Source organism: Limnothrix sp. FACHB-1083 (genome assembly GCF_014696485.1).
Lineage (GTDB): Bacteria > Cyanobacteriota > Cyanobacteriia > CACIAM-69d > CACIAM-69d > CACIAM-69d.
The window spans coordinates 126,397-148,638 of sequence record NZ_JACJQD010000001.1 but is presented as its reverse complement, the minus strand read 5'-3'; the positions used below and the strand labels follow the sequence as shown (position 1 = coordinate 148,638).

General features: G+C 56.5%; 25 protein-coding genes and 2 tRNA genes. 15 read left to right on the top strand and 12 right to left on the bottom strand.

Annotated elements, in window-relative coordinates:
* The first annotated feature begins 131 nt into the window (after nucleotides 1-131).
* Nucleotides 132-296, top strand: a complete 165-nt coding sequence (locus H6F46_RS00620; protein WP_190354766.1) for a hypothetical protein — start codon at nucleotides 132-134, stop codon at nucleotides 294-296.
* Nucleotides 297-484: 188 nt separating this feature from the next.
* Here the strand turns inward: H6F46_RS00620 and H6F46_RS00615 are convergent, their stop codons facing one another.
* From H6F46_RS00615 to H6F46_RS00605, 3 genes are all read right to left on the bottom strand, one after another.
* Nucleotides 485-772 carry a hypothetical protein gene (locus H6F46_RS00615; RefSeq protein WP_190354765.1) on the bottom strand — a complete coding sequence of 96 codons (288 nt, stop codon included), beginning with the start codon at nucleotides 770-772 and terminating at the stop codon, nucleotides 485-487.
* 343 nt (nucleotides 773-1,115) lie between these two features.
* A complete protein-coding gene (locus H6F46_RS00610; protein ID WP_190354764.1) occupies nucleotides 1,116-2,981 on the bottom strand; it encodes a serine/threonine-protein kinase in 1,866 nt (621 codons plus the stop codon).
* Between the two features lie 13 nt (nucleotides 2,982-2,994).
* Nucleotides 2,995-3,972 carry a serine/threonine-protein kinase gene (locus H6F46_RS00605; protein ID WP_190354763.1) on the bottom strand — a complete coding sequence of 326 codons (978 nt, stop codon included), beginning with the start codon at nucleotides 3,970-3,972 and terminating at the stop codon, nucleotides 2,995-2,997.
* A 117-nt stretch (nucleotides 3,973-4,089) separates the two neighbouring features.
* On the opposite strand from H6F46_RS00605, the gene H6F46_RS00600 reads away from it, so the two are divergent.
* From H6F46_RS00600 to H6F46_RS00590, 4 genes are all read left to right on the top strand, one after another.
* The gene (locus H6F46_RS00600) at nucleotides 4,090-4,683 is read left to right on the top strand and encodes a Uma2 family endonuclease (RefSeq protein WP_190354762.1); all 594 of its coding nucleotides are present in this window, start codon (nucleotides 4,090-4,092) and stop codon (nucleotides 4,681-4,683) included.
* Nucleotides 4,684-4,710: 27 nt separating this feature from the next.
* Nucleotides 4,711-5,604, top strand: coding sequence for a PD-(D/E)XK nuclease family protein (locus tag H6F46_RS00595; protein WP_190404961.1), 894 nt, complete (start codon nucleotides 4,711-4,713; stop codon nucleotides 5,602-5,604).
* A gap of 321 nt (nucleotides 5,605-5,925) precedes the next feature.
* A complete protein-coding gene (locus tag H6F46_RS19480) occupies nucleotides 5,926-6,048 on the top strand; it encodes a hypothetical protein (protein WP_099533167.1) in 123 nt (40 codons plus the stop codon).
* A 50-nt stretch (nucleotides 6,049-6,098) separates the two neighbouring features.
* Entirely contained in the window at nucleotides 6,099-7,799 is a 1,701-nt protein-coding gene (locus tag H6F46_RS00590) for an MBL fold metallo-hydrolase (RefSeq protein ID WP_347278310.1), read from the top strand.
* A 51-nt stretch (nucleotides 7,800-7,850) separates the two neighbouring features.
* Here H6F46_RS00590 and H6F46_RS00585 read toward each other — a convergent pair whose 3' ends face one another.
* Complete coding sequence (locus H6F46_RS00585; protein WP_099533166.1) at nucleotides 7,851-8,138, bottom strand: YggT family protein; 288 nt, start codon at nucleotides 8,136-8,138, stop codon at nucleotides 7,851-7,853.
* Nucleotides 8,139-8,396: 258 nt separating this feature from the next.
* Between H6F46_RS00585 and psbX the strand changes: the two genes are divergently transcribed.
* The 3 genes from psbX to H6F46_RS00570 all read left to right on the top strand — a co-directional run bounded on the left by psbX (nucleotide 8,397) and on the right by H6F46_RS00570 (nucleotide 10,450).
* On the top strand, nucleotides 8,397-8,519 hold the full coding sequence (psbX, locus tag H6F46_RS00580) for a photosystem II reaction center X protein (RefSeq protein ID WP_099533165.1): 123 nt from the start codon (nucleotides 8,397-8,399) through the stop codon (nucleotides 8,517-8,519).
* Nucleotides 8,520-8,655: 136 nt separating this feature from the next.
* Complete coding sequence (locus tag H6F46_RS00575; protein WP_190354760.1) at nucleotides 8,656-9,852, top strand: Ycf66 family protein; 1,197 nt, start codon at nucleotides 8,656-8,658, stop codon at nucleotides 9,850-9,852.
* Between the two features lie 28 nt (nucleotides 9,853-9,880).
* Nucleotides 9,881-10,450, top strand: coding sequence for a biopolymer transporter Tol (locus tag H6F46_RS00570; RefSeq protein WP_234406568.1), 570 nt, complete (start codon nucleotides 9,881-9,883; stop codon nucleotides 10,448-10,450).
* Between the two features lie 175 nt (nucleotides 10,451-10,625).
* On the opposite strand, the gene H6F46_RS00565 is transcribed toward H6F46_RS00570, so the two are convergent.
* The gene (locus H6F46_RS00565; protein WP_190354759.1) at nucleotides 10,626-11,402 is read right to left on the bottom strand and encodes an RNA methyltransferase; all 777 of its coding nucleotides are present in this window, start codon (nucleotides 11,400-11,402) and stop codon (nucleotides 10,626-10,628) included.
* A 14-nt stretch (nucleotides 11,403-11,416) separates the two neighbouring features.
* Nucleotides 11,417-11,500, bottom strand: a tRNA-Leu gene (locus H6F46_RS00560).
* Between the two features lie 69 nt (nucleotides 11,501-11,569).
* On the opposite strand from H6F46_RS00560, the gene H6F46_RS00555 reads away from it, so the two are divergent.
* The 4 genes from H6F46_RS00555 to H6F46_RS00540 all read left to right on the top strand — a co-directional run bounded on the left by H6F46_RS00555 (nucleotide 11,570) and on the right by H6F46_RS00540 (nucleotide 14,263).
* A complete protein-coding gene (locus tag H6F46_RS00555; RefSeq protein WP_190404960.1) occupies nucleotides 11,570-11,839 on the top strand; it encodes a hypothetical protein in 270 nt (89 codons plus the stop codon).
* 59 nt (nucleotides 11,840-11,898) lie between these two features.
* The gene (gene murA, locus H6F46_RS00550; protein WP_099532093.1) at nucleotides 11,899-13,245 is read left to right on the top strand and encodes a UDP-N-acetylglucosamine 1-carboxyvinyltransferase; all 1,347 of its coding nucleotides are present in this window, start codon (nucleotides 11,899-11,901) and stop codon (nucleotides 13,243-13,245) included.
* A 59-nt stretch (nucleotides 13,246-13,304) separates the two neighbouring features.
* On the top strand, nucleotides 13,305-14,168 hold the full coding sequence (locus H6F46_RS00545) for a M48 family metallopeptidase (RefSeq protein WP_190354757.1): 864 nt from the start codon (nucleotides 13,305-13,307) through the stop codon (nucleotides 14,166-14,168).
* Between the two features lie 14 nt (nucleotides 14,169-14,182).
* Nucleotides 14,183-14,263 (top strand) — tRNA-Leu (locus tag H6F46_RS00540).
* A 327-nt stretch (nucleotides 14,264-14,590) separates the two neighbouring features.
* On the opposite strand, the gene H6F46_RS00535 is transcribed toward H6F46_RS00540, so the two are convergent.
* Together H6F46_RS00535 and psb28 are read right to left on the bottom strand one after the other, a co-directional pair.
* On the bottom strand, nucleotides 14,591-15,109 hold the full coding sequence (locus tag H6F46_RS00535; RefSeq protein ID WP_190354756.1) for a molybdenum cofactor biosynthesis protein B: 519 nt from the start codon (nucleotides 15,107-15,109) through the stop codon (nucleotides 14,591-14,593).
* A gap of 99 nt (nucleotides 15,110-15,208) precedes the next feature.
* Nucleotides 15,209-15,550, bottom strand: coding sequence for a photosystem II reaction center protein Psb28 (gene psb28 / locus H6F46_RS00530; protein ID WP_099532117.1), 342 nt, complete (start codon nucleotides 15,548-15,550; stop codon nucleotides 15,209-15,211).
* A gap of 182 nt (nucleotides 15,551-15,732) precedes the next feature.
* On the opposite strand from psb28, the gene H6F46_RS00525 reads away from it, so the two are divergent.
* Nucleotides 15,733-16,197, top strand: a complete 465-nt coding sequence (locus tag H6F46_RS00525) for a hypothetical protein (RefSeq protein WP_190354755.1) — start codon at nucleotides 15,733-15,735, stop codon at nucleotides 16,195-16,197.
* An 84-nt stretch (nucleotides 16,198-16,281) separates the two neighbouring features.
* Here the strand turns inward: H6F46_RS00525 and H6F46_RS00520 are convergent, their stop codons facing one another.
* Nucleotides 16,282-17,265 (bottom strand): GntR family transcriptional regulator, encoded by a 984-nt coding sequence (locus tag H6F46_RS00520; protein ID WP_099532097.1) that lies wholly within the window; start codon nucleotides 17,263-17,265, stop codon nucleotides 16,282-16,284.
* A gap of 462 nt (nucleotides 17,266-17,727) precedes the next feature.
* On the opposite strand from H6F46_RS00520, the gene H6F46_RS00515 reads away from it, so the two are divergent.
* The gene (locus tag H6F46_RS00515) at nucleotides 17,728-18,378 is read left to right on the top strand and encodes a thylakoid membrane photosystem I accumulation factor (protein WP_190354754.1); all 651 of its coding nucleotides are present in this window, start codon (nucleotides 17,728-17,730) and stop codon (nucleotides 18,376-18,378) included.
* A gap of 11 nt (nucleotides 18,379-18,389) precedes the next feature.
* The gene (locus H6F46_RS00510) at nucleotides 18,390-19,148 is read left to right on the top strand and encodes a HEAT repeat domain-containing protein (protein ID WP_190354753.1); all 759 of its coding nucleotides are present in this window, start codon (nucleotides 18,390-18,392) and stop codon (nucleotides 19,146-19,148) included.
* Nucleotides 19,149-19,311: 163 nt separating this feature from the next.
* On the opposite strand, the gene H6F46_RS00505 is transcribed toward H6F46_RS00510, so the two are convergent.
* From H6F46_RS00505 to H6F46_RS00495, 3 genes are all read right to left on the bottom strand, one after another.
* Nucleotides 19,312-19,608 carry a hypothetical protein gene (locus tag H6F46_RS00505; RefSeq protein ID WP_190354752.1) on the bottom strand — a complete coding sequence of 99 codons (297 nt, stop codon included), beginning with the start codon at nucleotides 19,606-19,608 and terminating at the stop codon, nucleotides 19,312-19,314.
* A 205-nt stretch (nucleotides 19,609-19,813) separates the two neighbouring features.
* The gene (gene hemC, locus H6F46_RS00500; protein ID WP_190354751.1) at nucleotides 19,814-20,776 is read right to left on the bottom strand and encodes a hydroxymethylbilane synthase; all 963 of its coding nucleotides are present in this window, start codon (nucleotides 20,774-20,776) and stop codon (nucleotides 19,814-19,816) included.
* A gap of 511 nt (nucleotides 20,777-21,287) precedes the next feature.
* Nucleotides 21,288-22,208: a response regulator gene (locus H6F46_RS00495; RefSeq protein ID WP_190354750.1), complete on the bottom strand. Its 921-nt coding sequence runs from the start codon at nucleotides 22,206-22,208 to the stop codon at nucleotides 21,288-21,290.
* Nucleotides 22,209-22,242: the final 34 nt, after the last annotated feature.

Below are 22,242 nucleotides of genomic sequence, written 5' to 3'. Positions count from 1 at the left end.
ACGACGATTTTCGTATTTTTGCCACCCTGGGGCCCACTTGAAATGGATCCTGAGCCAGTTGTCTAGGTTGCCGCGCAGTTTCTGGCGCATGGTTGCTGAAAAACTCACTTACTTTTAGTGAAAATTCAGAAATGCGAGGTGAAAATTTCTGTGTCTGGGTCGGGACTTCTTTGGGGCTGATGGATGGTTGGTTGGGATGGTTAGTTGGGGTGGTTTGTTGGTTGAGCGCCGAAAGCAGCGCGATCGGGCTGGTGCGGATTTTTGGGGCGATCGACTCAATGATTTTGGGTCGTTGAGACTCTGTTGAAGGTAACCCGGACGTGGAGAATTCAGGTCAATTGTTTCTAAAAATTCTTATCAAGATTTTCTGTAAAATGAGTAATTTTCATGGAGCTGAAATTAGGAAGTCAGAATACAGAAAAAGATTAAATTTTTAGGAAAATCGTTTGCTGAACTTAGAGCTTAGCAACTCAACTCAAACTGGCTAGGCGGGATGCAAGGTGCGATAGATCCACCACCCGATCGCGAGGCCGACTCCAGCCGCTAGGGTTAGCAAAGTAACGGCTAATTTTTTGTTGATTCCCAGGTTGTCAACTGTGAATTCTGGGAACAGAACCAAGCTGAGGGGCCAGCTCACCCACCAGAGCGCCGCAACCCACCATCCATAGCCACTGACCAATTCCCAGGATCCGTGCCACAGAACGACCCCAGCCCCGGCAATAGTCCAGGCGATCGCCACGGCCCTCAAAGCCAGCAACGCAGCAGCGCCCACGATGTCCCATAGAGCTTTTGAGGTGCGATCTTGCGGTGTAGATATCAGATTTGGGAAGAGTCTAGATGTCAGTCTAAAGGTATGGCCAAGCACAGCAAGCAGATAGTCAAGAGCTGCATATTCAGCCCAAAAACAAGCTCCAGACCCGGCTAAAACTGCGATGAAAACCAACCCGCTAAGTGATGGCAGTTGGGTGACTGAGGCGCTAGCACCAATCCCGATGATGGTGTACGAGATGATGCAATTCAGCAGCAATTTCGCAGCGATCGCCATCTAACCGATCTCCAGGGTTCAGCGTCATCTCACTTGTTGTTGTCCACGACTGCATTTCCTCCAAAACCATCTAGGCGGGATGCACGGCGCGATAGATCCACCACCCGATCGCCAAGCCCATCCAAGCTGCCAGAGTTGGCAAAACAATCGCTAACCCTTTGCGGTCTCGCATTCCCTCAGCCGCAATTCCTGGGAGCAAACCCAGGGTCAGGGGCCAGCTTCCCCACCACAGACCCACAAACACAAATCCATAACCACCAATAAACTCCCAAGATCCCCGCCATAGAGCCATTCCAGCCACAGCCACAGCCACAACCACAGTCACAGCATCAGCCACAGTCACAGCATCAGCCCTAGCCTCAACCATAGCCATATAGCTAGCCCATGCCCTAGCCTCAGCCCTAGCCTCAGCTTTAGCTATAGCCTCAGCTTTAGCCATAGCCCTAGCCATAGCGACACGACCAGCTACATTTATGGCCATAGCCCTAGCCACAGCCACAGCCACAGCCACAGCCCAAGCTACAGCCCATGCCCCAGCCAAAGACATAGCCATAGCCCCAACCACAGCCCAAGCTACAGCCCTAGCTACAGCCATAGCCCTAGCCAAAGATGTAGTCCCAGCCCCAGTAATTGCCCATGCCACAGCCATAGACCAAGCCCAAACCCCAGCCCCAGCCCATGCCCATTCCCCAGCCCATGCCACAGCCCAAACCCCAGCCACAGCCCATGCCACAGCCCATGCCCCAGCCACAGCCCATGCCCCAGCCACAGCCCATGCCACAGCCCATGCCCCAGCCAAAGACATAGCCATAGCCCTATGCCTAGCCCTAGTCAGACTAACCCCAGTCACAGCCTCAGTCACAGCCTCAGTCACAGCCTCAGCAGCCCCAACCCCAGCTCCAGCCCATGTCCATGCCACAGCCATAGCCATAGCCACAGCCCAGTTAATTAGTAGTGATGATGGTGGCACACTGACACCAATCCCAATAATTGTGTAAGCGATCATAGACCCCAGAAGCCATCCCCAAGGGAGACTAGCGGTCTCATTACCTTGGACAGATGGTTCAGGTTGCGGAGGGTTCTCAGCAATTCGTTCAGGTGGCCGATCCCTATCAGTGAGAGTTTGCAAAAACTGAGTCACTGATTGTGGGCGATCGGCCGCTTCTAGCTCCAATCCTGCCATCAGCATTGCATTGAAATTTTCTGAAATTGCGACTAGTTGGCAAGGTGGCGTTAAGTTTCCGCCATCTAACTTTCTAGATAGAGATTTAGTAGGCCTTTCGCCGGTGACTGCAAAATATAAACTACTTGCCAAACCGAAAATATCTGCTGAAGGATATCTTGCCTTTTCAGGCTTAACAATTTGCTCATAGGGTGCAAATGCTTCATTTCCCTTTATACCTTTTGAACTTTGGGAAGACGGTATAAATTCTTTAGCCCCTCCCAAATCAATCAGTACAGCTTTCCCATCAGGGCGCAGCATAATGTTGCCGGGATGTACATCACGATGCACAAGCTGATGATCGTGCATCCACTCCAATGCACTGCCAATTTGTCTAGCAATGGAGATCACCTCCATTTCTGGCAATCGCCCCCTTGCTTTCACCGCCTCAAATAGATTCTGTCCTTCAATGAACTCCATCATCAGGTAATGATGATTAACCGGTTCTGAAAACAGGTCAAATACTTTGACTAAGTTGGGGTGCATTTCACGAGCCGCAAGTGTGGCCATGATTTGCCCTTCTTTCATAAACCGCGCCACGTATTTCTCATAGTCTGGGTCATACCGCAAATACTCATTTTGCGACTTCAGAACCACATACCGCTTGAGATGACGATCCAAAGCTTTGTAAGTAATTCCAAATCCCCCTTGCCCCAAAACAGCAATAATTTCGTATTGCCCCCCGCGCAGGGTGTCGCCCGGCCTCAAAACCATAAAAATACTCGTTCTATTTAGTTGACTTGGCAGGGGACTGAATCGTCGAAGCAGCAGGCGAAGACGGCGTAGGCGGTTCATTTTTAAACCAGCCCGCCATTGCCCCAATACCAGCCAACAAACCGCCAACTGCTGCAATTACGGCTGCAATCGTTTGCCAATTCCAGCCTTTGAGGCTAAGCGATGACGGTTTCTTGGCTTCCTGGGGAAACGGTTGCAACCAATCCGCCGCCGATTTCGGACGATCTGCCGGGTTCAGCTTCATCGCCTTTTCAATTAACCGGCAAATCTTGGCATCATATTGCCCTGAAAACGAAATCGCCACGCCCTTGAGTTGCCGCTCCAATGCATCGGGCGGTGCTTTTCCCTCCAAAAGCGTGTAGAGCGTCGCCCCCAAGGAATAGATATCCGTGTAGGAACCGCGATCGCCCTTGCTCGTGTAGGCTTCCGGCGCTGCACAACCGCCCGCATGGCTGGCTGTTTCCGTCGCGCTCAACTCATCCGAAAAATTCAGCGCTGACCCAAAATCAATCAACACAGCCGCCGGTTCACCTGCCCGCAACCGAATATTGGCCGGTCGCACATCACGATGGATAAATCCGCGCCCATGGATATAGTCCAAAGCCGAGCCAATTTGCCGAATGTAGCGCATGGCTTCATCCACAGATAATCGCCCCAATTCCTGTAAGTCTGCACCCGCAATGTGTTCCATCACCACACAAGGCGCACCATCCTCCTCAAACAGGCGATCGACCTTCATCACATGGGGATGGTTGCAAGCCCTGAGTTGCATCGCCTCATCCCGAAAAATTTGGCAGAGCTTGCCCAGGTCAGGATGAACCTTGGCACTATCGTTTAGGGTCTTGATCGCCACCCGGTTTTGGTTTTGACCATCGATCGCTAAGTAGGTAATTGCAAATCGCCCGCAGCCCAAAACCCGCTCAATTTTGTAGCGATCGCCATCTAACCGATCTCCAGGGTTCAGCGTCATCTCACTTGCCGTTGTCCGCGACTGCATTCCCTCGATTATGCCCTGTCAGCCGTTCTGGGTCAGCCCAGGGGCGATCGCTATAATCGGTCTTATCCAGGCGATCGCCCGAGGCCAGCCATGACCCTCACGCAACCTCGATCCACCCCCGAGTCCACCTCATCACCCCCATGGACAGATGCCGCATTCATGGCCCTGCCTAACGACGGCCACCGCTATGAACTTGTCAATAATCAACTGATTGATATAGGAAATTCAGATGCTTTACATGGCCACATTTGTAGCACCTTGATGATTTTATTGGGGAGTTATATTCGGAGCCAAAAACTGGGATTGCTCTTTGACTCCAGCACTGGCTTCAAGATGCAAAATGGCAACAGACGATCGCCCGATTTAGCCTTTTTTGCCAAAAACCGACTGCAAGGACTCACCACCCTACCCACCGGCTTTCTCGAAGGCGCACCCGACTTAGCCGTTGAGGTATTATCGCCAGGAAACACCGTCGAAGAAATTGACGGGAAAATCACGGAATATTTTGCTAACGGTACAAGGTTAATGTGGGTGATTAATCCACAGCAGCGCTATATTTTGGTTTATCGATCGCCCCAAGAACCCGATCGCCTGCTTAAAACAGCCGATCGCCTCGATGGTGAAGCGATCATTCCAGGTTTCAGCCTCCCGATCGCTGAACTATTTCAAGAACTTGATTTTTAATGGCTTTGGATAGCCACATTGCTTTGCATGATGCAGCATTTGTCCCAAGGGGTTTTGAATGCTTGGATGACCTGTCCGCGACAGTTTCAACATCTCTATTTGGATTGTTTACTGTTGCCGGCCAATCCCCATCAACAGGAACGAATGGTTTGGGGCAGTCGATTCCATTGGCTGATGCAACAATCCATTCAAAACCGTGGAACGGACTGCAAACTCACTGAATTGGGGGCTGAATCGGCGGCCAAGATGTCCTTGGTTTTGCGGGCAGAAGGGGATGCGGAAGCCCAAGCGCTCCATCATGCGGTCGATCGCACTTGGGATAGCCTGCGCCAGTGGTGGGATCAATCGGGAGCCAGCGATTGGGAACTGGATGCGGAACATCGCCGCACTTGGGTGATGGGCGATCGCCTACTCACTGTGGTGTATGACCTATTGGCAACCCGGCCCACGGAAGCGCAGATTTTTGATTGGAAAACTCACGCCCAACCCCTGTCGCGCGATCGACTGCAAGAGGATTGGCAAACCCGTTTGTATCTTTTTGTGTTGGCGGAAACGAGCCATTTACCGCCCGATCGCCTGGCCATGAGCTATTGGTTTGTCCGATCGCCGGCCGCCCCGACCGCCGCCAACGGGCCGGAGTTGGCTTGCGAAACGTTTGCATACAGCACCGATTGGCACCAATCAACCCAAGCGCAATTGCTGGAGATGGGCCAAGCGATTGATCAGGCGATCGCCGCCTATCACGGGGGGCAGGCGCTGCCGCAATTGCCGGCCCACAGCCCCGCCTGTCGATCGTGTTCCTTTGCCAGCCGTTGCGGCCGATCGCCCTCGGTGGCGGAATCGGCCGTGGCGGCGCTGCCCTGGACGTTGACGGAACCGCTCGATCGCCTGTGGGACGCGATCGAGGAAATCCCGATTTGAATTGGGCTTTTGAATTGGATTTTAGAATTAGCTTTTGGAATTAACTTTTGAAATTTGCTGCCAACTGATCGGGACTGAGTTGGGTCTCAGTTGGATCTGATCTGTCCTGGCCTCAATCTGCTCAGGGCCGTTGGCTGCATCCCGATTTGACAGCCCGGGAGCCGCTCGATACGGTAGAGGAAAGGCTCGAAGCCTCAAACCCGCCGCCGGATCCTTGGTTTCGGCCCGGGGCATCAATGAAATTTGGGAAAATTTGGGAATTTAACATTTCCCCAAGCTTCCCCCCCTATTTCCTTTAGCTGGTGTGAGTGGTTGCGTCCCATGGATGTGAAATTGATTTTGGCGGTGTTGACCGGTTTGTTCACGGTGGCTTGCCTGTTTTTTGGCACGCGCAACGGGTTTTACGACACGGATAACTATCACGGCAACGGTTCGGCTCACTAACGAAGGGCGATCGGCCCAATGGCGGCCGATCGATCAAGGAACCCAAACCTGTGACCGAGCTAGAGTGCTTGCCCTATGCCGTGGGCCATGGGGGCGAAGGGATGTGTCTGGTGGTGCGATTGGGAACCCATCGCGTCATGTTGGACTGTGGCTTGCGGAGCCTGTCGCCCCTCCTGGGTGAAGCGTGGGATCATCCAAACCCCATCCGACCGCGATCGGGCATGGTGGGCTGGGGCCGAATGCCGGCCGATTGGGTGGTTTGCAGCCATGCCCACCGCGACCATGCACGCGGCTTGCTGAAGCTCCATGAGCAATTTCCCCATTTGCCGATTTTTGCCAGCGGCGAAACGGCCCAACTGTTGCCCACCAATTGGCTCGATCGCCCTCTGGAGTCGATTCCGCTGTTTTGCCAGGCCCTTCCTTGGCGATCGCCCGTGGCCTTGGCTGATGATTTGACGGTGGAGCTGTTGCCCGCTGGTCATTTGCCGGGAGCGGCCCTCACCCTGTTGCGATACCAGTCCCGGGCCGAATCCCGCAGCAATCGATCGCGCGAATATTGCGTGGCTTACAGCGGGGATTTTTTCCTGTCTAATGGCCGGTTGGTGGAAGGAATGCCCCTCACGGAGGTGCGCGGCCTTGCACCGGATGTGCTGATCGTGGAGGGATCCTACGGGGTGGCCCGTCGATCGCGTCGTCGCCGCCAGGAAAATGACCTCGCGGATCAGGTCAGCCAAGCCCTGGCCCAGGGGCGATCGGTGCTGTTGCCCGTGCCGCTGTTGGGTCTGGGCCAAGAACTGTTGATGCTGTTGCGCAGCCACCACTACTTCACGGGGCGCGAGTTCACCATTTGGGTCGATCGCCAGGTGGCGGCCGGCTGTGATGCCTATTTGGCAATTCTCGATCGATTGCCGGAGTCGGTGCAGAATTTTGCCCGCCATCAAAATCTGTTTTGGGATGATCGGGTGCGGCCACTGGTGCGGCGGCTGTCGAGCGATCAAAACGGGCCCGATTTGGCCCTGGAAGGCCCCTGCCTGCTGTTGGTGGATGATGATTTGCCCGTGGCCCAACTGTGCGATCGCTTCTGTCAGACGGGGCGTTGGTTGGTGTCTGTGCAGGCAGCCGCGGGTGGCCGGTTGGAAGCCGAGCCTCTCCGCAGCCCCCATGAGGGCGATCGAATTCTTTACAGCACCTATGAACTGTCGGAACATTCGGACGGCTTGGGCACGCTGCAACTGATCCACAACATGCGCCCTCAGCATGTGGTGTTCGTCCATGGGGGCATTGATCATTTGTCGGGTTTGGCGGCCCTGGATGAACTCAACAGCCGCTACCAAATCCATTGCCCCAGTGCGGGTGCTGCTTTGGAGTTGCCGATCGGGGAAAGCTTTGCCCAACCGGCCGCCCCGATCGAGCGATATGAAGGGGAAATTAGCACCGGAGAGGGAGCCGCCACGGTGCATCTGCCTGATGCGATCGTCCATAGTCCCCGCTGGAAAGCCTTTGCGGAAACGGGGCTGGTGGAAGTGCGCTGGCAGGGATCGGATTTGGTGTTGCGAGGCATGTCCCCTCGGGAAGTGCTCGATCGCAACACCGCCTGGCCCGACACACCGGACTTGATCTGTTGCCAAACTTGCCAATTTTATCGGGGGCAACATTGCCGCAATCCCGCCTCTCCCCTGGCCGATCGCCGCGTGGCTCCCGATGGTTGTTGTCCGGTCTATGCCAGCAACAGCGATCGACAGCCCACCTAAACACAGCCCACCTAAATAACGTTTGAGCTGGGCTAGAGTTCGGCATTTCGGTTAGTTCAAGCTCATGGTGATCAGCCCCTGTTGCCCCAGCAGCACTTCACGCAACAGGCTCACCAACCCAACCCAAATGATCGGGCTGATGTCTACGCCGCCGATCGGGGGGACGATCGCGCGGGTCACCTTCAAAAAGGGTTCCGTCGGAGCCACCGCCAACTTAAAGGGCAACTTTTGGGCATCCACCTGGGGATACCAAGTCAGCACGATTCGGACAATGAACAACAAAATGAACAGACCCAACAGCAGGCTCAGGGCCCACGATCCAATCACAACGGTACTCATGCCGAACTTGGGGTAGAAATTGAGAAGGGCGGGCGATCGGCCTCGGGGGGATGGCTAGCGCAAAATCTGGCTCAGAGGGCAGCGCCCGGCCCAGATGCCACCCAACCCCGCTCGGAGATATCAGCCGCAGCACGGATGATCGTAAAGCTTGACGGATCATTCTGGGAAATTCTCAATTCCGCTGGGGCGACAGAGCGTCGATCGGGCGATAAAATACAACCCTAGAGCCAATTGTGCGTTTTCAATCCGAGGATAACTATGACTGCTTCTTTGGCGAATTTCCTGTGGAGCCTGCTCTTGGGAGCCGTAATTGTGGTGCTGCCGATTACCGTTGGCTTGATCGTCATCAGCCAGAACGACAAGGTAAAACGCACTTTCTAAGGTTGCTTGTCGTGCCGCTCAGCCCCTGCGGTTGGGATAGCCTCGGCGCGATCGCCCGCAAAGGACGGCGGTTCCGGTAACCCCATCGGAGCCGCCGTTCGTCGTTAGAATAAACCCGTAACGTTCTTGAGGGACGATGGTTAACGTTGGCTTTAGCTGGGGCAGCCTCATCGGCATCATCCTCGCGGTGGCGGGCGCTGCACTCTATTTCATTCGATCGTACAAGCCAGGACTGGCCCGCGATTACGACATCTTTTTCGCGGCGGTGGGTCTGCTGTGCGGTGGCATTCTGTTTTTTAATAGCTGGCGGCTGGATCCGATTCTGCAATTCAGCCAATTCCTGTTGGCAGGGTCAGCCATCTTTTTCGCTTACGAAAGTATTCGGCTGCGGAACGTGACCACGGAGCAGGCCAAGCGCACTGCACCCCTGGTGGATGACGATCGGCCCGTGAGTCGGGTGTATCGGGCGGAACTGGATGACATGGAGCCGATCGAACGCCAGCCCTACAATCGCCGGATTCGGGGCAGCGACGATAGCCGCGACAGCCGCGCCGCCGAGGAATATGGCAGCCGACCGCGCGATGGCCGTGAAGTCCGCGACAGCCGCGATAGTCGCGATGGTGGGTATGATGCGCCGCCGCGCCGCCGACCGCCGACCCAACGCCCCCCGCGCGATGACCGCGATTCCTTTGGCGGCCCCAGTGCCGGAGCCAGCCCCGATGGTGGTGGTGTTCCTCGCAAGCGTCGGCCCGCCCAGCGCCCGCCCAACCGCCCCGAAACGGGAGCCGATTGGAGCGAGCCGCCCGTGAGCCGATCGAGCCGTCGCCCCGCTGCTGACTCCACGCGAGTTGACTCCACAAGAGTTGACCCCACCCGATCGGAGGAATCTTGGGGCGAAGATCGCTGGGAACAGCCCGATCGATCCCCTCGCAGTCGGCGCGATCGACCCAGCGGCCCCGAGGATCGCGCTCCCACGCGCAAGCGTCGTTCTGGCACGGCTCCCTTGGCCGATGAGCCACCGGTCAGCCGCACCAACTACGTTGACGAACCGCCCGCCCGCAAAAGCAGCTACAGCGATGGCTATGCCGCAGAGGTGGAACCCGCCGATAGCTACGTGTCCTATCAACCGATCGACCCGGAACCCACCGAAGAAGATTGGGATCGCTACGCCGACCAGGCCAGCAGTCGTCCGCCCCTAGATCTGAGTCCCAAGGACGAAGAAGGTGATGGATCCCTGGGCAGCAGCCGTGACTCGGAAGCCCGTTTTTCCGACGGTAATGGCAGCGATCGCTACGAAGACGACTTCGATCGCCCTGTTAAGTTTGAACGCTAACCTCCAGCGAAACTTCCCCTAAACGCCCTTGTCCGTTTTGCGATCGTCCCTCAGATTGGGTCAACGGGCCCTAAGCCGGAGCGCGGTTGTTCTCAGCACAGCCGCGCTCCTGGTTGCTTGTGGCAACGGAGCCAACCTCAACATTCCCCTCACCCTCAATTCCCGCTATGCCGATGAGCAGCCCAGTCTCAGCGGCGATGGGCGGATGTTGGCCTTTGTTTCCAACCGAGGGGGCAACCGCCAGATTTTGCTATTTGACTTGCAGCAGCGCCGCTTCATTGAGCTGCCTCGGTTAAACCGCCGAGACGCGATCGCCGAGCAACCCAGCCTCAGCCAAACCGGTCGCTATTTGGTGTATCTGGCCAGCGACTACGCCCGCCCAGAAGTTGAGCTATACGATCGGGCGACGGGCCAGGTTCAAGTGCTCACCCAGGGCTATCGCGGTTGGGTACGATCGCCCCGCATCAGTCCCGATGGTCGCTTTATTGTGTTTGAAAGCGGGGCCCGGGGCCAGTGGGATATTGAAGTGCTCGATCGGGGAACCAACATCGAACTGGATTTGCCAGAAGGACAACCCCAACCCAGCACGGAACCCTAGCACTTCTCAGTTCTCAACCCTACAGGCTGGGGCCTGAGATTCTGGTTAAAGATTTTGGTTAAAGATTTTGGTTAAAGTTTTGGATTGAAGACCCTGGTTGAAGAGTTGGATTGAGGATTCTGGTTGAAAATTTGGAGAGAAATGCTTGGGTGAAGCTCTGGGCTGAAATGGGTTTCTAGGCCCGGGTTTGCTGGCGTTGAATTTCGTACAACAGGAGCGCCGCCGTCACTGACACATTCAGGGACTCAACCCCCGGTGCAAGGGGAATGCGCACAGCCGTATCCGCCTCAGCAATTAGCTCCGGAGAAAGACCCGCGCCCTCGTTGCCCAACAACACCATCACAGGCGATCGCAAATCCGCCTCCCAATAGCTGAGGTCGGCCGTGGGTACTGTGGCCACAATCTTGAAGCCCTGTTGCTTCAGGTCGCACACAGTCGATCGCAAATCTTCCGCCACCTGCATCGGCATTCGGAACCACTGACCCGCCGTGGAGCGCAACACCTTGGGATGATCCAGATCAACGCTGTCGTCACTTAACCAAATTTGGTCACAACTGGCCGCCGCCGCCGCCCGCACGATCGTGCCCAGGTTCCCCGGATCCTGAAGCCGTTCCAAGCCCAAGGCAATTTGGAGCGATCGCTGAGGGGCGATCGGGCAACGCTGGGCCACCGCCACCACCCCGTCCGGGTTCACTGTGGTGGCAATCGCTTGGAGCACTGGCTCGGCCACCAGCTCGATCGGGGCGTGGGCCGCCGCCCGCGCAAAATCCGCCGGATATTTTTCTTGCCAAGTGGGTGTGCAACAAACAAAATCGAGGGAATAATCCACTGCAATTGCTTCTTGCAACAGATGAGTTCCCTCGATTAAGAATTGATTTTCTTCGCGTCTTCCCTTGGCTTGATGGAGCTTTTTAAGCTGCTTAACCAGTGGGTTTTTGACGCTTGTAATCATGTTGGCGTTTAAGATGCGGAACCCGGGACTTGAACCCGGAAGTCCTTGCGAACACAAGAACCTGAATCTTGCGCGTCTACCAATTCCGCCAGTTCCGCTTGCGCGGAATCAATATTAGCACTTTCAGTCTGGAGCGCAACCCCTTTTAGAAATTTTTTTGGATTTTTTTGAGCAGCATTGAAAAAGTGGGTTCCATGGCGATCGGATCGCCAGCGATCGCCCATGATCTTTGCTCCCGCTCCAGTACCCCTCAGACGCTAGTTAACCCCCTCCGAGGAGAATTGGCTCAGGTAATCGACCCGCCCCGTCCGATCGCCCTGACGGGGGGTGCAGCTTGCTGGGAAAGTGCCAAAACCGGAATTGACCGATCGCCCCCCATGCGTGGGTTTCGGGATCTGGAGAACATTGCCAGGGAAGTTGAGTTGTGTAGAATCTAAACGAAATTTGCATTCTCGCAACATTTCAGCTTGGCGCGCGTTTTTGGAGGACCACGGCCATAGTTTCCCCGTCTAGCACTTCCCCCCTCTCTGCTTCCCGCGAAGCGGATGAACCCATCCTCGAAATCGTGGGTGGTCAGCCACTCAGCGGCCATGCCTCAGTCAGTGGAGCCAAAAACTCCGCCCTCGTGCTGTTGGCGGCCACGGTGCTGTGCTCCGGAGAATGCCGAATCCGTAACGTGCCCTTGCTGGTGGATGTGGCGCGGATGGGGCAGGTGTTGGAAGCGCTGGGGCTGAAAACCCGCTGCCTGGGTGACACATGGGAAATTGACGCACGCCACATCAACCGCGCCGAAGCTCCCTATGAGTTGGTGAGCCAACTGCGGGCTAGCTTCTTTGCCATTGGGGCCCTGTTGGCCCGGATGGGCGAGGCCCGGTTCCCCCTGCCCGGCGGCTGCGCGATCGGGGCGCGGCCCGTGGAACTCCATGTGCGGGGTCTCCAGGCCATGGGGGCCGACGTGCATATCGACAGCGGGATTGTATTCGCCAGCATTCGCGGCAAGTCGCGCCTGACGGGGGCCCGCATTTATTTGGACTATCCCAGCGTGGGAGCCACGGAAACCTTGATGATGGCGGCCACCCTCGCAGAAGGGGAAACCATCCTGGAAAACGCGGCGCGGGAGCCGGAAATTATTGATTTGGCGAATTTCTGCAACGCGATGGGGGCGAAGGTTCGCGGCGCAGGAACGGACACGGTGGTGATTGAGGGCGTGGAAAAGCTCCATTCCACTGAACATTCCGTGATTCCCGATCGCATCGAAGCGGGAACGTTTTTGGTGGCGGCAGCGGCCACACGATCAGACCTGTTGGTGGGGCCAGTGATTCCCGACCACATGAGCGCCACTTTGGCCAAGTTGGAGGCGATCGGGGTGCAAACGGCGATCGAGGGAACCAACATTCGCGTTTTCCCCGGCCATGGACTGTTGGCCACGGATTTGGAAACCTTGCCGTTCCCCGGTTTTCCCACGGATATGCAAGCCCAATTCATGGCCCTGCTCACCCTCTGCGAAGGCAGCAGCACCATTACCGAAACGGTGTTTGAAAACCGTCTGCGCCATGTGGCAGAGCTGAATCGCATGGGGGCCAACATTCGGGTCAAAGATCGGGTGGCGATCGTCAAGGGCGTGCCGTTCCTGTCCGGTGCGCCGGTCACCGCTTCGGATTTGCGGGCGGGGGCGGCCTTGGTGGTGGCGGGCTTGGCAGCCCGGGGCAAAACCACGATCCGTGGCCTGCATCACCTCGATCGGGGCTATGAAAACATTGAGAACAAACTCCGCTCGATCGGGGCCAACATCCAGCGCCTGAATGGTTTTGCAGAGGGCGCAGTGCCCGCAGCCGTGAGCTAAACTCAAGCCAGAGCCAGGGCCCCGCGGCCCATCCTCCAAATCTTCCTTTTTCCAACACCATGGCTGACGGTTCCGAGCATTCCACCTCCCCAGCGCCTTTGCGGTTGTTGGGGCTGCGTGCCAACCAATTTCGACACCCCCTCGATTTGGCAGCGACCCAATCGCTCGATCGCTGGCCGGGGTTGGATTTGCTGGTACGTAATTTGGTGGGCCCGATCGCGGAGGAGGTGATGTATCTCGAAAACATTGCCGCCAGCCTGTTGGTGGGGCCCCACCAACTGCCCCATCTGCACCACCTGTTGCAAGAGGCAGCCCAGCGGCTGGACTTGGAAGTACCGCAGCTTTACGTGCGCCAACACCCGGTTCCCAACGCCTACACCTTTGCCATGCGAGGGCGGCGGCCCTTCGTGGTCATTCACTCGGCCCTGTTGGACTTGCTCACCCCCCTGGAAACCCAGGCGGTGATTGCCCACGAGCTGGGCCATCTCAAGTGTGAACATAGCCTCTACCTGACCCTGGCCAACGTGTTGGTGTTGGCGGCGGGACAAGTGCCCGAGTGGGGACGGTGGTTCGCCCAGGGCTTGCAGGAGCGGCTGCTGGAGTGGTCTCGTTGTGCAGAATTCACCTGCGATCGAGCGGCCCTGTTGGCCGTGCAAGATCCTACGGTGGTGGCTTCGGTGTTGATGAAATTGGCGGGTGGCTCACCGAATCTTGCGCCCCTGTTGAATGTCGAAGCATTCCTGGCCCAGGCTCGGGCCTATGACGCGATCGACCAATCCCAACTGGGAGCTGCCCTCAAACGCGCTCGCACCGCAACTTTGACCCATCCTGTTCCCGTGTTACGGGCCCGTGAAATTGATCGTTGGGCCCACAGCCGAGAATATCGAGATTTGTTGCACCATTTTTCAAAAAATCCGCTATAATTGCAGAGCGCTACGGGCAAGTGGCGGAACGGTAGACGCACCGCACTCAAAATGCGGCGGAGAAATCCATGAGAGTTCGAATCTCTCCTTGCCCACTTTTGATTCATCAAATTCAGAATCAATCAGGCTGGAAGTTGATCGAACTAAATTGCTCGATTGATCAACTCACCCAATTGATCAGTGAATTCGTGATTAATTAAGATTGAATTAAGCTCGGGTTGAATCGACCCAGGAAGCTTCCTAAATCAACATTTCGATCCACACAGCCTTCACCTGAAATGATTGGCACGCCATATCACAGATACCATGAAGCAACGGCTCGGTGGGCAGTGCCCACCCTACGGGCTACTGTGCTTAGTAATCGAGGTAAGGGCTGTATTTTTGATCTTTAACTTCGATCTGTAACCCAGAATCTCTATCCGCTATTTCTGAAGCTGAGTCACCAAGTGAATTAGCTCCGGCAAGATCAGAGAATCCAGGGCAAGGCTAACCGCATTGCTCGATCCGGGCATCGAAAACACCAACTTTCCTTGGCAAACCCCAGCGATCGCCCGGGAAGCCATGGCCCGTGAGCCAACCTCTGCAAAGCTCAGTTGCCGGAGCAGCTCACCAAATCCGGGCAAAGTCTTGTCGAGCAACCGGGCGATCGCGTCGTAGGTTGTGTCCCGAGGCGCAATGCCCGTGCCCCCATTCAGCAACAGGGCATCAATATCCGGGTTTTGGCACAGTTGCAATACTGTTTCCGCAATCAGCGCCGGTTCATCCTTCAAAATCTGGTAGGTCACGATCGAGTGGCCCGCCCAGGTCAGGCGATCGCGAATCAGTTGCCCACTGCGATCGGTCTCAAAATTGCGCGTATCACTGACGGTGATTACCGCACAACGCACCTGAAGAGACTCGCGATCGGGATGGGGCCCCTCCAGGGACTGTGGCTGACTCATGGGCGATCACCCCCTCGGGCATGGTTCTGGGATGGTGGAATGGTCGGGCGCTGAGTGGCTAGGCGTAATTGAGTAGCTAATTGAGTAGTTGGGCGATCGCTAGCTGTCAGCCTTCGTGAAGCCCAAGCCGTTCGCTTCAGCGTAGCGATTCATAAACCGCATAAACCGTTCCCAATCGTTCTCCGAGGTCATGACGTAGTAGGCTTCAATGCCCGACGGCTGACCGTTAACAAACTTGCCTTTCACATCACGGGTCATCAACTCACCCTCTTCGTCGATCAGGTACATGCCGGTGATTTCTTGATCAGCGGATGCAGCCAACGTTTTAGGGTTATCAAAGATAAAGATGGCGCGGCCGTTGCTCCCATCACGCGATCGTGTCAAGCGGACATCAGGTACCACCTCTTCGTTAATGCCTCGGATGAATTGAATGACTGCCATATTGTTAAAACTGGTAGTTGAAGCGTGATGAACCGCCAAAAAGCGTCGTTCGATCATCGCACAAAACCTCCACCCCACCAAATGGGCAACCGCCGCTGATCGCCGCGCATCAATGCCTACAAACCCGCGCCTAACGACCCGCGCCTAACACCCGCACTCCAACGAGCACAACAGGATTGGTTATGAAACCTAACCGCAACTTGCTAACGACTCAAGCTTGGATTGCTCTGAGCTGTGCCGCCACCCTGGCCGGCGCGGGACTGGTGGCGACCCTGGCAGAAGCAGCCACCCCAGCGAACCCGGCCAAGGCCGCAGCTCCCGCCATTCAAGGGGCGATCGAACAATCCTGGGAAGGGATGCTGGCGGTTTCCCCCCGAGGCTTGGCCCAACACCTGCGGCAAATTGGCGCAAAAATGTATGGAGCCTACTGGTGCGGCCATTGCCAAAATCAAAAGGAATTATTTGGTCAGGCGTTCAACCAAATTCGCTACATTGAGTGCGACCCCCGAGGCCGCAACCCGCAGCCGCAACTGTGCGCGCAGGCGGGGATCGAGGGCTATCCTACCTGGGAAATTCGGGGGCGAAAATATCCGGGTGTCCAACCCTTGGCAACCCTGGCGCGACTGTCCAACTATCGTGGTCAGTAACTTTGCTATGGCCAGTGATTTTGCCGCGGCCAATGTTTACTATGGCCAATCACTAGTCTGGCCGATGGTTAAATTTGGCCGTTCCTAGGCCAGGCCTAACTCCCGTTGGAGATGGTTCATGGATTGGCTGCCGATGTAGTTTTCGCAACAGATCACCTGCGGGGGACGGATGATGTCTTCTCGGTGCGCGGAAACGGCGGCCTTGACCTTGGGGAAGCTGTCCCGATCGCACCCGATATAGCGCACGGTTTTGACCAATGCCCCGAGCTTGTAGGTGTCGCTGGGGAGGGTGGTCATCACCAAAATTTCTTCGCCCCGGAAGCTATGGACAATCACTTCCGAAGCCCGCAGCCAACCGGGACTGATGCTGACCAGACCGATCCGCGTACCGGCCGGGAGATTCTTCACGAATTCAATTTCTTCGGCATAGTCATAAATATCCACGGGGATGACGCGGGCCGATTTGGGGGCGGCGATTTTTTCCGCATCGCCAATGAAGTAGCGGCTGGTGACCACGGTGGCGGAAGCGGTGCGATCGAGCGCGGCTGGCAAATCTTCCATGGCCACCAATTGCACGGGAATTTGCAGCGATTGCTCAATTTCACCGGCCATAATTTCGCCCACTCCCAAGTCCTGTTGAGGGGCGGTGACAATCACGCGGGCGCTGCATCGTAACCGCCAATCCACTTCCCCCAAAAACAGTTCCCGAGCGGTGCTGAGGCTGCAACCGGCTTCGATTAGCCGATCGAGGCTTTGCTTCACCAGTTGATAGGCTTCGGGGTTTTTGTCAAAAACGGGCGATCGGAGTTGGGCCCCGCCTTCATGGCCCAAGGCCCGCACGTAAATGCCAGAGCCGGGCTGGGCTTCCACTAGGCCGTTATCTTCAAGCTGGCGATAGACCTTGCTGATGGTGTTGCGATGCAAGCCCGTTTCCATGGCCAGTTGGCGGGTGCTGGGCAAACGATGCCCCGGCGGAAACTGCCGCGAGGCGATCGCAAACCGAATTTGGTTAAACAACTGCGTGGATGCCGGAATATCACTGTCAGCTTGAATACGGAACCGAACCATAGCTAAAGCTAGAGCCGCTCGCTCAATGGGTTAATGAATAGAACAGACAACGGTAAGCGTAGGGGAGAGAGGCGCTGAAGAGGAGTGGTCACGGAAACCCTTGACCCAGCGTGCCGACCAGGATCCTTTCAGCGAAAAGGCGAAGAACTGACCGGAACAGGGCTGGTTTTGGGCTGATCTTGCCCCCCATCATACCCATGGAAATTCCAATCGGCCCGTTGGGTGGCACATCTTCCGCCAAGGAAGCCTGGCGCGATCGCCCGGAGAGACTCCGGCAGACCGGCGCAATTGTCCCAGAGTTGCGGCGACCGATCGGGGCATTAGGCCACAATTCAGACGTGGGGGGTTTCGCGGTTCGCGATAGGATAGGCTCTGCAAGGGGCTTATACGCTGTCTGTTTCGCGTTTTTGTCTTGCGTTTTTTAACGATTTAAATGTCACGGTTTCAATGTCACGGATAGTCATGTGGGTTCGGGGTTTGGCACTGGGCAGCGCTATTGCTCGCTGGTGGGGACGACAGGGGCTAGCTCGGGCGATCGCCCTGTTGCTGTCCTTAACGATCGGGGGTTGGGCCTTGGGGGCCCTGCCAGCCCAGGCCACATTGAATGACGATAATTTTGATGGCAATATTTTTGCGCTCTATGCGGGCAACGGTTCTTTGGTGCCGCCTCGGGTGACCTTGGCCCAATCGCGGGAACGGCAGCGACCCACCCTGCTGGTGTTTTTTGTGGACGATAGCCGCGATTGCAAGCGATTTTCCTCCACAATTTCCCAATTGCAGGCGTTTTACGGCAAAGCGGCGGACTTTTTGCCCATTGTGGCCGATTCTCTGCCCCTGGAGCCGGTAGCGGATCCACTGCAACCGGCGCACTACTACCGTGGCGTTGTGCCCCAAACGGTTTTAATTGATCAATCGGGGAAAGTATTGCTCGATCGCGCCGGTCAAGTGTCCTTCGAGGAACTGGACGATCGGTTCCGAGCAGTGTTTAACCTGTTGCCGCGCTCGGAGTCCGTGGAACTGCGCCGCCGGGAAGTGAATGAGGTGAATGTGGAATTGGTTCCAGAACCGGCCAAGCCGGCCTCCAAGGCGCAATCGGCCAACCGCGATCGCTAAGGAGGACTGCTATGCCGGTGAATGATGACCTCGGGTTACTCGACTTAGATTCAGCAGAGTCAGATCATCTGAACATTCTCGAAACTCCGCCCCCGAGCGAAGCCGCGCCGCTCCCCGATCCAGACGTGATGTTGCAACTGTTGCAAGATCCGGATCCGGCCCAGCGTGCGGTGGGAGCCAGAGCGTTTTGTGAGCTGCAAGACCCCAGAGCCAGCGAACGGCTGATTTTACTCATTAACGATGTTTGTCCGTTGGTGCGGATGAGCGCCGCCTATGCCTTGGGCCGCAACCCAGATCCAGAGGCGATCGACCCCTTGATTGGCCAACTCCAACGGGATTGGAATGGCTACGTGCGCAAAGGCATTGTCTGGGCCCTGGGCAATGGGCGCGATCGCCGGGCCTTGGCTCCGTTGGTGCAAACCCTGCAACGGGACATTGCGGCCGTGCGCCTGTGGGCGGCCAGTTCCCTGGGGCAAATGGGAGCCGTGGGTTATGAGGCGATCGTGGGGGCCGTGCCGCCGCTGATTGTGGCCCTGCGCCAAGATCCTGTTCCGGCCGTGCGCAGTAACTGTGCTTGGGCCCTGGGGCAACTGTGCCGCGACTTGCCCTCCAATGCGATCTATGCGGGAGCCGTGGATGGGTTGATTGAAGCCCTGGTGGAAGATCGCGAACTCGGCATCAAGGAAGACGCGCGATCGGCCCTCTTGAAGCTGGGAGATTCCCGCGCTTTGCAAATCATTGCGGAACTGGAGCAGGAAGGCTGGTTATAACCGAGCCGTCAAACTCACCCCTAAGTTGAATTCACCCCTCACGCGGAAGCCTAAACGGCCGCCTGACGGGTCTTCCCAACCAACAAAGACAAGGGGCTTCAGCCCCTTGCCCCGACGGCGATGCTGGCTTGACCTGTGCCCCAAAATCTTGCTCAAACATTCCCTAAGCCAGGGGAGTGGTTTTGGGCTGGAAATCTGGACAGTTGATCGCCGCTTCTGACAGGGCCTCGCTGGGACGGACGGGACATTTGAGGTGGTAATCGCCTGTGAAAAAGGCACAGTCTGCACAGGGAATTTGGTGCAAAGTGCGCACCCGCGAAACGCCCTCTTGGGTGAAGCTGGCGATCGATCGCACCAGAACGGCCACCAAATACCAAGCCAACCCAAAGCACAGGGGAATCATCACCGTTTGGGGAATGTGAGCAACGGCCGCACGCAGCAAAAGACTGGCAATATCCATGAGCCAAAGGGGCGATCGAGCAAGACAGTTCCATCTTGCCCGATCGCCCCCAGGATCCTCAAGCGAAATTCAGCATGAACCGGATTAACCCAGCGAACCGGATTAACCGACATCCAAAACCCACAGACTCAGGTGATGGACTCAGGTTGTGGGCCCAAGATCGCCTCATCAGGATCCACATCAGGAGCCGCCCGCAGGCAACCCCTTAGCCCCGATTGACCTGAGCCAGGATCTCATTCAAAATTTCCTGGGCCCCTTGGGCGCGCAGTTTTTGGGCTAACTCCGTGCCCAGATCTTCAGCACTGGTGTGGGGGCCGCTCACGGTGTCCTTGATCAGTTGCTTGCCATCCACACTGGCCACCAGGCCCGCCAGGGTCAGGGTATCACCCTCCAAGCTGGTATTCACCCCGATCGGGACTTGGCAGCCCCCTTCCAAATCGCGCAGGAAAGCCCGTTCCGCCAAGCAGCGCCACTTGCTGGGTTCATGCTCCAGCACCTTCAGCACACGCAAAATGTCCTCATCGCCCTCGCGGCACTCAATGCCCAAGGCCCCTTGGCCCACCGCATGGAGCGACACATCCGACGGCAACAACTGATCGATGCGATCGGCTAAATCCATCCGCTGCAAACCGGCCGCCGCCAAAATCGTTGCATCATACTCGCCGCTGTCGAGCTTCTTCAGCCGAGTATTCACATTGCCGCGAATGTCCTTGAAGCTCAGATGGGGGTAGTGATAGCGCAACTGAGCCAACCGCCGCAGGGACGACGTACCAATCACAGCGCCTGCGGGCAATTGGTCGATCGTTTTGCCCTTGTGTTGGGCATGGAGCACCACCGCATCAGCCGGGTTCACCCGTTCTGTCACACAACCCAAGGTCAGCCCTTCCGGCAGGCGGGTTGGCAAATCTTTCAGGGAATGCACCGCCAGATCATAGATCCCGTCGCGCATTCCATCTTCCAACTCGCGGGTAAACAACCCCTTGTCCCCAATTTTGGACAGGGCCACATCCAGCACCTTATCCCCTTGGGTTTCGATCGCGCAGACCTCAAACGTAATGTCCGGAAAATGCCGCTGCAATTCTCCTTGTACCCAGTGCGTTTGCACAAGAGCCAATTGGCTTTTACGAGAGCCGATGCGGATGGTACGGGTGGGACTAGCGACGGACATACGGTTGGAGGTCGGTTAACGAACGTTAGTTGCAATCCTCAGATTGTCTAGATCGGCAGTTGGCGGACGATCGAGCCAATCTGGCCACCCCTCAGCGCCATCGGGCGCATCCGGTTGGAATTTTTATGGGACTTTGCTCGCTAACTGGGAGAAGCAAACCCGAGCATCCGGTGGGATCAGGCGCGGTCTAGCGTACCGTTCGGGCGCGATCGCGATCGAGCGATCGACATGTTCGTTAACAATCACCCCAAAGGGGATCAAGCCCCCAAAAATCTATCTCCCCAAAAATTCACAACTCAACCGAGTAGCGCGGCTGCCTTGATTCATGGGGCCAATATTGCGGAGTCAGTCGTTATAACAAGATGCGCCAGCCCCTTGTTGCCGAGCGATCTGGTGAGCGATCTGGCAACAGCAACGGTTATTTGAATTGACCTAATGAATTGACCTGAGTTGATCTGAATTGACCTGAGTTGACCGATCGAAATCAGCTCAAAATCCGCTTGCCGTGCTACTAGGGCAGCGTGGTCAGCACAAAGGCCGCCTGTTGCACCGCCAAATACATTTGGGTTGCTTCACTTTCTTCCAGGGTGATGGGATTGGCAAACTGCAACGACACCAAAGCCCCAACCGCATCGCGATAGATGGCTGGAATCACCACATGGGTTGCCACCCCGCTCTCTTGATAGAATGCTGTTCCGGCCAACTCCGCATTCGCCGCCGCATTCAAACACACTTGCAGCTTTTTCTCAGCGATCGCCTGTTGGCTGAGCGGATCACCCACCAGAGAAGTAGCTCCCGCTTGGCCGCTGTAGTTGCCCAGTTGCCCTTCTTGCACGAGCTGAATGGTGCAGCGATCGGCCTCGAACCGTTCCACAAACGCCGTCGCCAGCCGCTCCGCACAAACCTCAAAAGTGCCGCTGTCGGCCGCGGCCAAAATTGCCGCCAACAGTTGCATCTGCGCCTGGGCCCGTTCCAGCTCGATCGAACGATTCTTCAAAGAATCGTAACTATCGGCTGCCCGTTGCACCACGGTTTTCAACTCATCAGGATCCCAAGGCTTGGTGATGTACTTATACACCTGTCCTGAGTTAATCGCCTCCACCAGATCTTCCACATCCGTGAAGCCCGTCAAAATAATCCGCACGGTGTCTGGAAACTGGGGCACGGTTTTACTCAAAAACTCCGTTCCCTTCATCTCTGGCATCCGTTGATCGGAAATGATGACAGCCACTTCCCCTTCCTCGGCCAACAGTTCCAAGGCTCGGGCCCCGCTTTCGGCCTTGAGCACGTTGAAATCTCGGCGGAAGGTGCGATAGAGCAAGTCGAGATTATCCGGCTCGTCATCGACGACGAGCATCTTGGGTTTGGGGGGACGGCGAGCGCTTTTCAACTGTTCGCGGAGGCCTTCGAGGTCAACGATGAGTTTGTTCATAGCAAGTGGGGTGCATCAGGGGCAATAGGGTGCG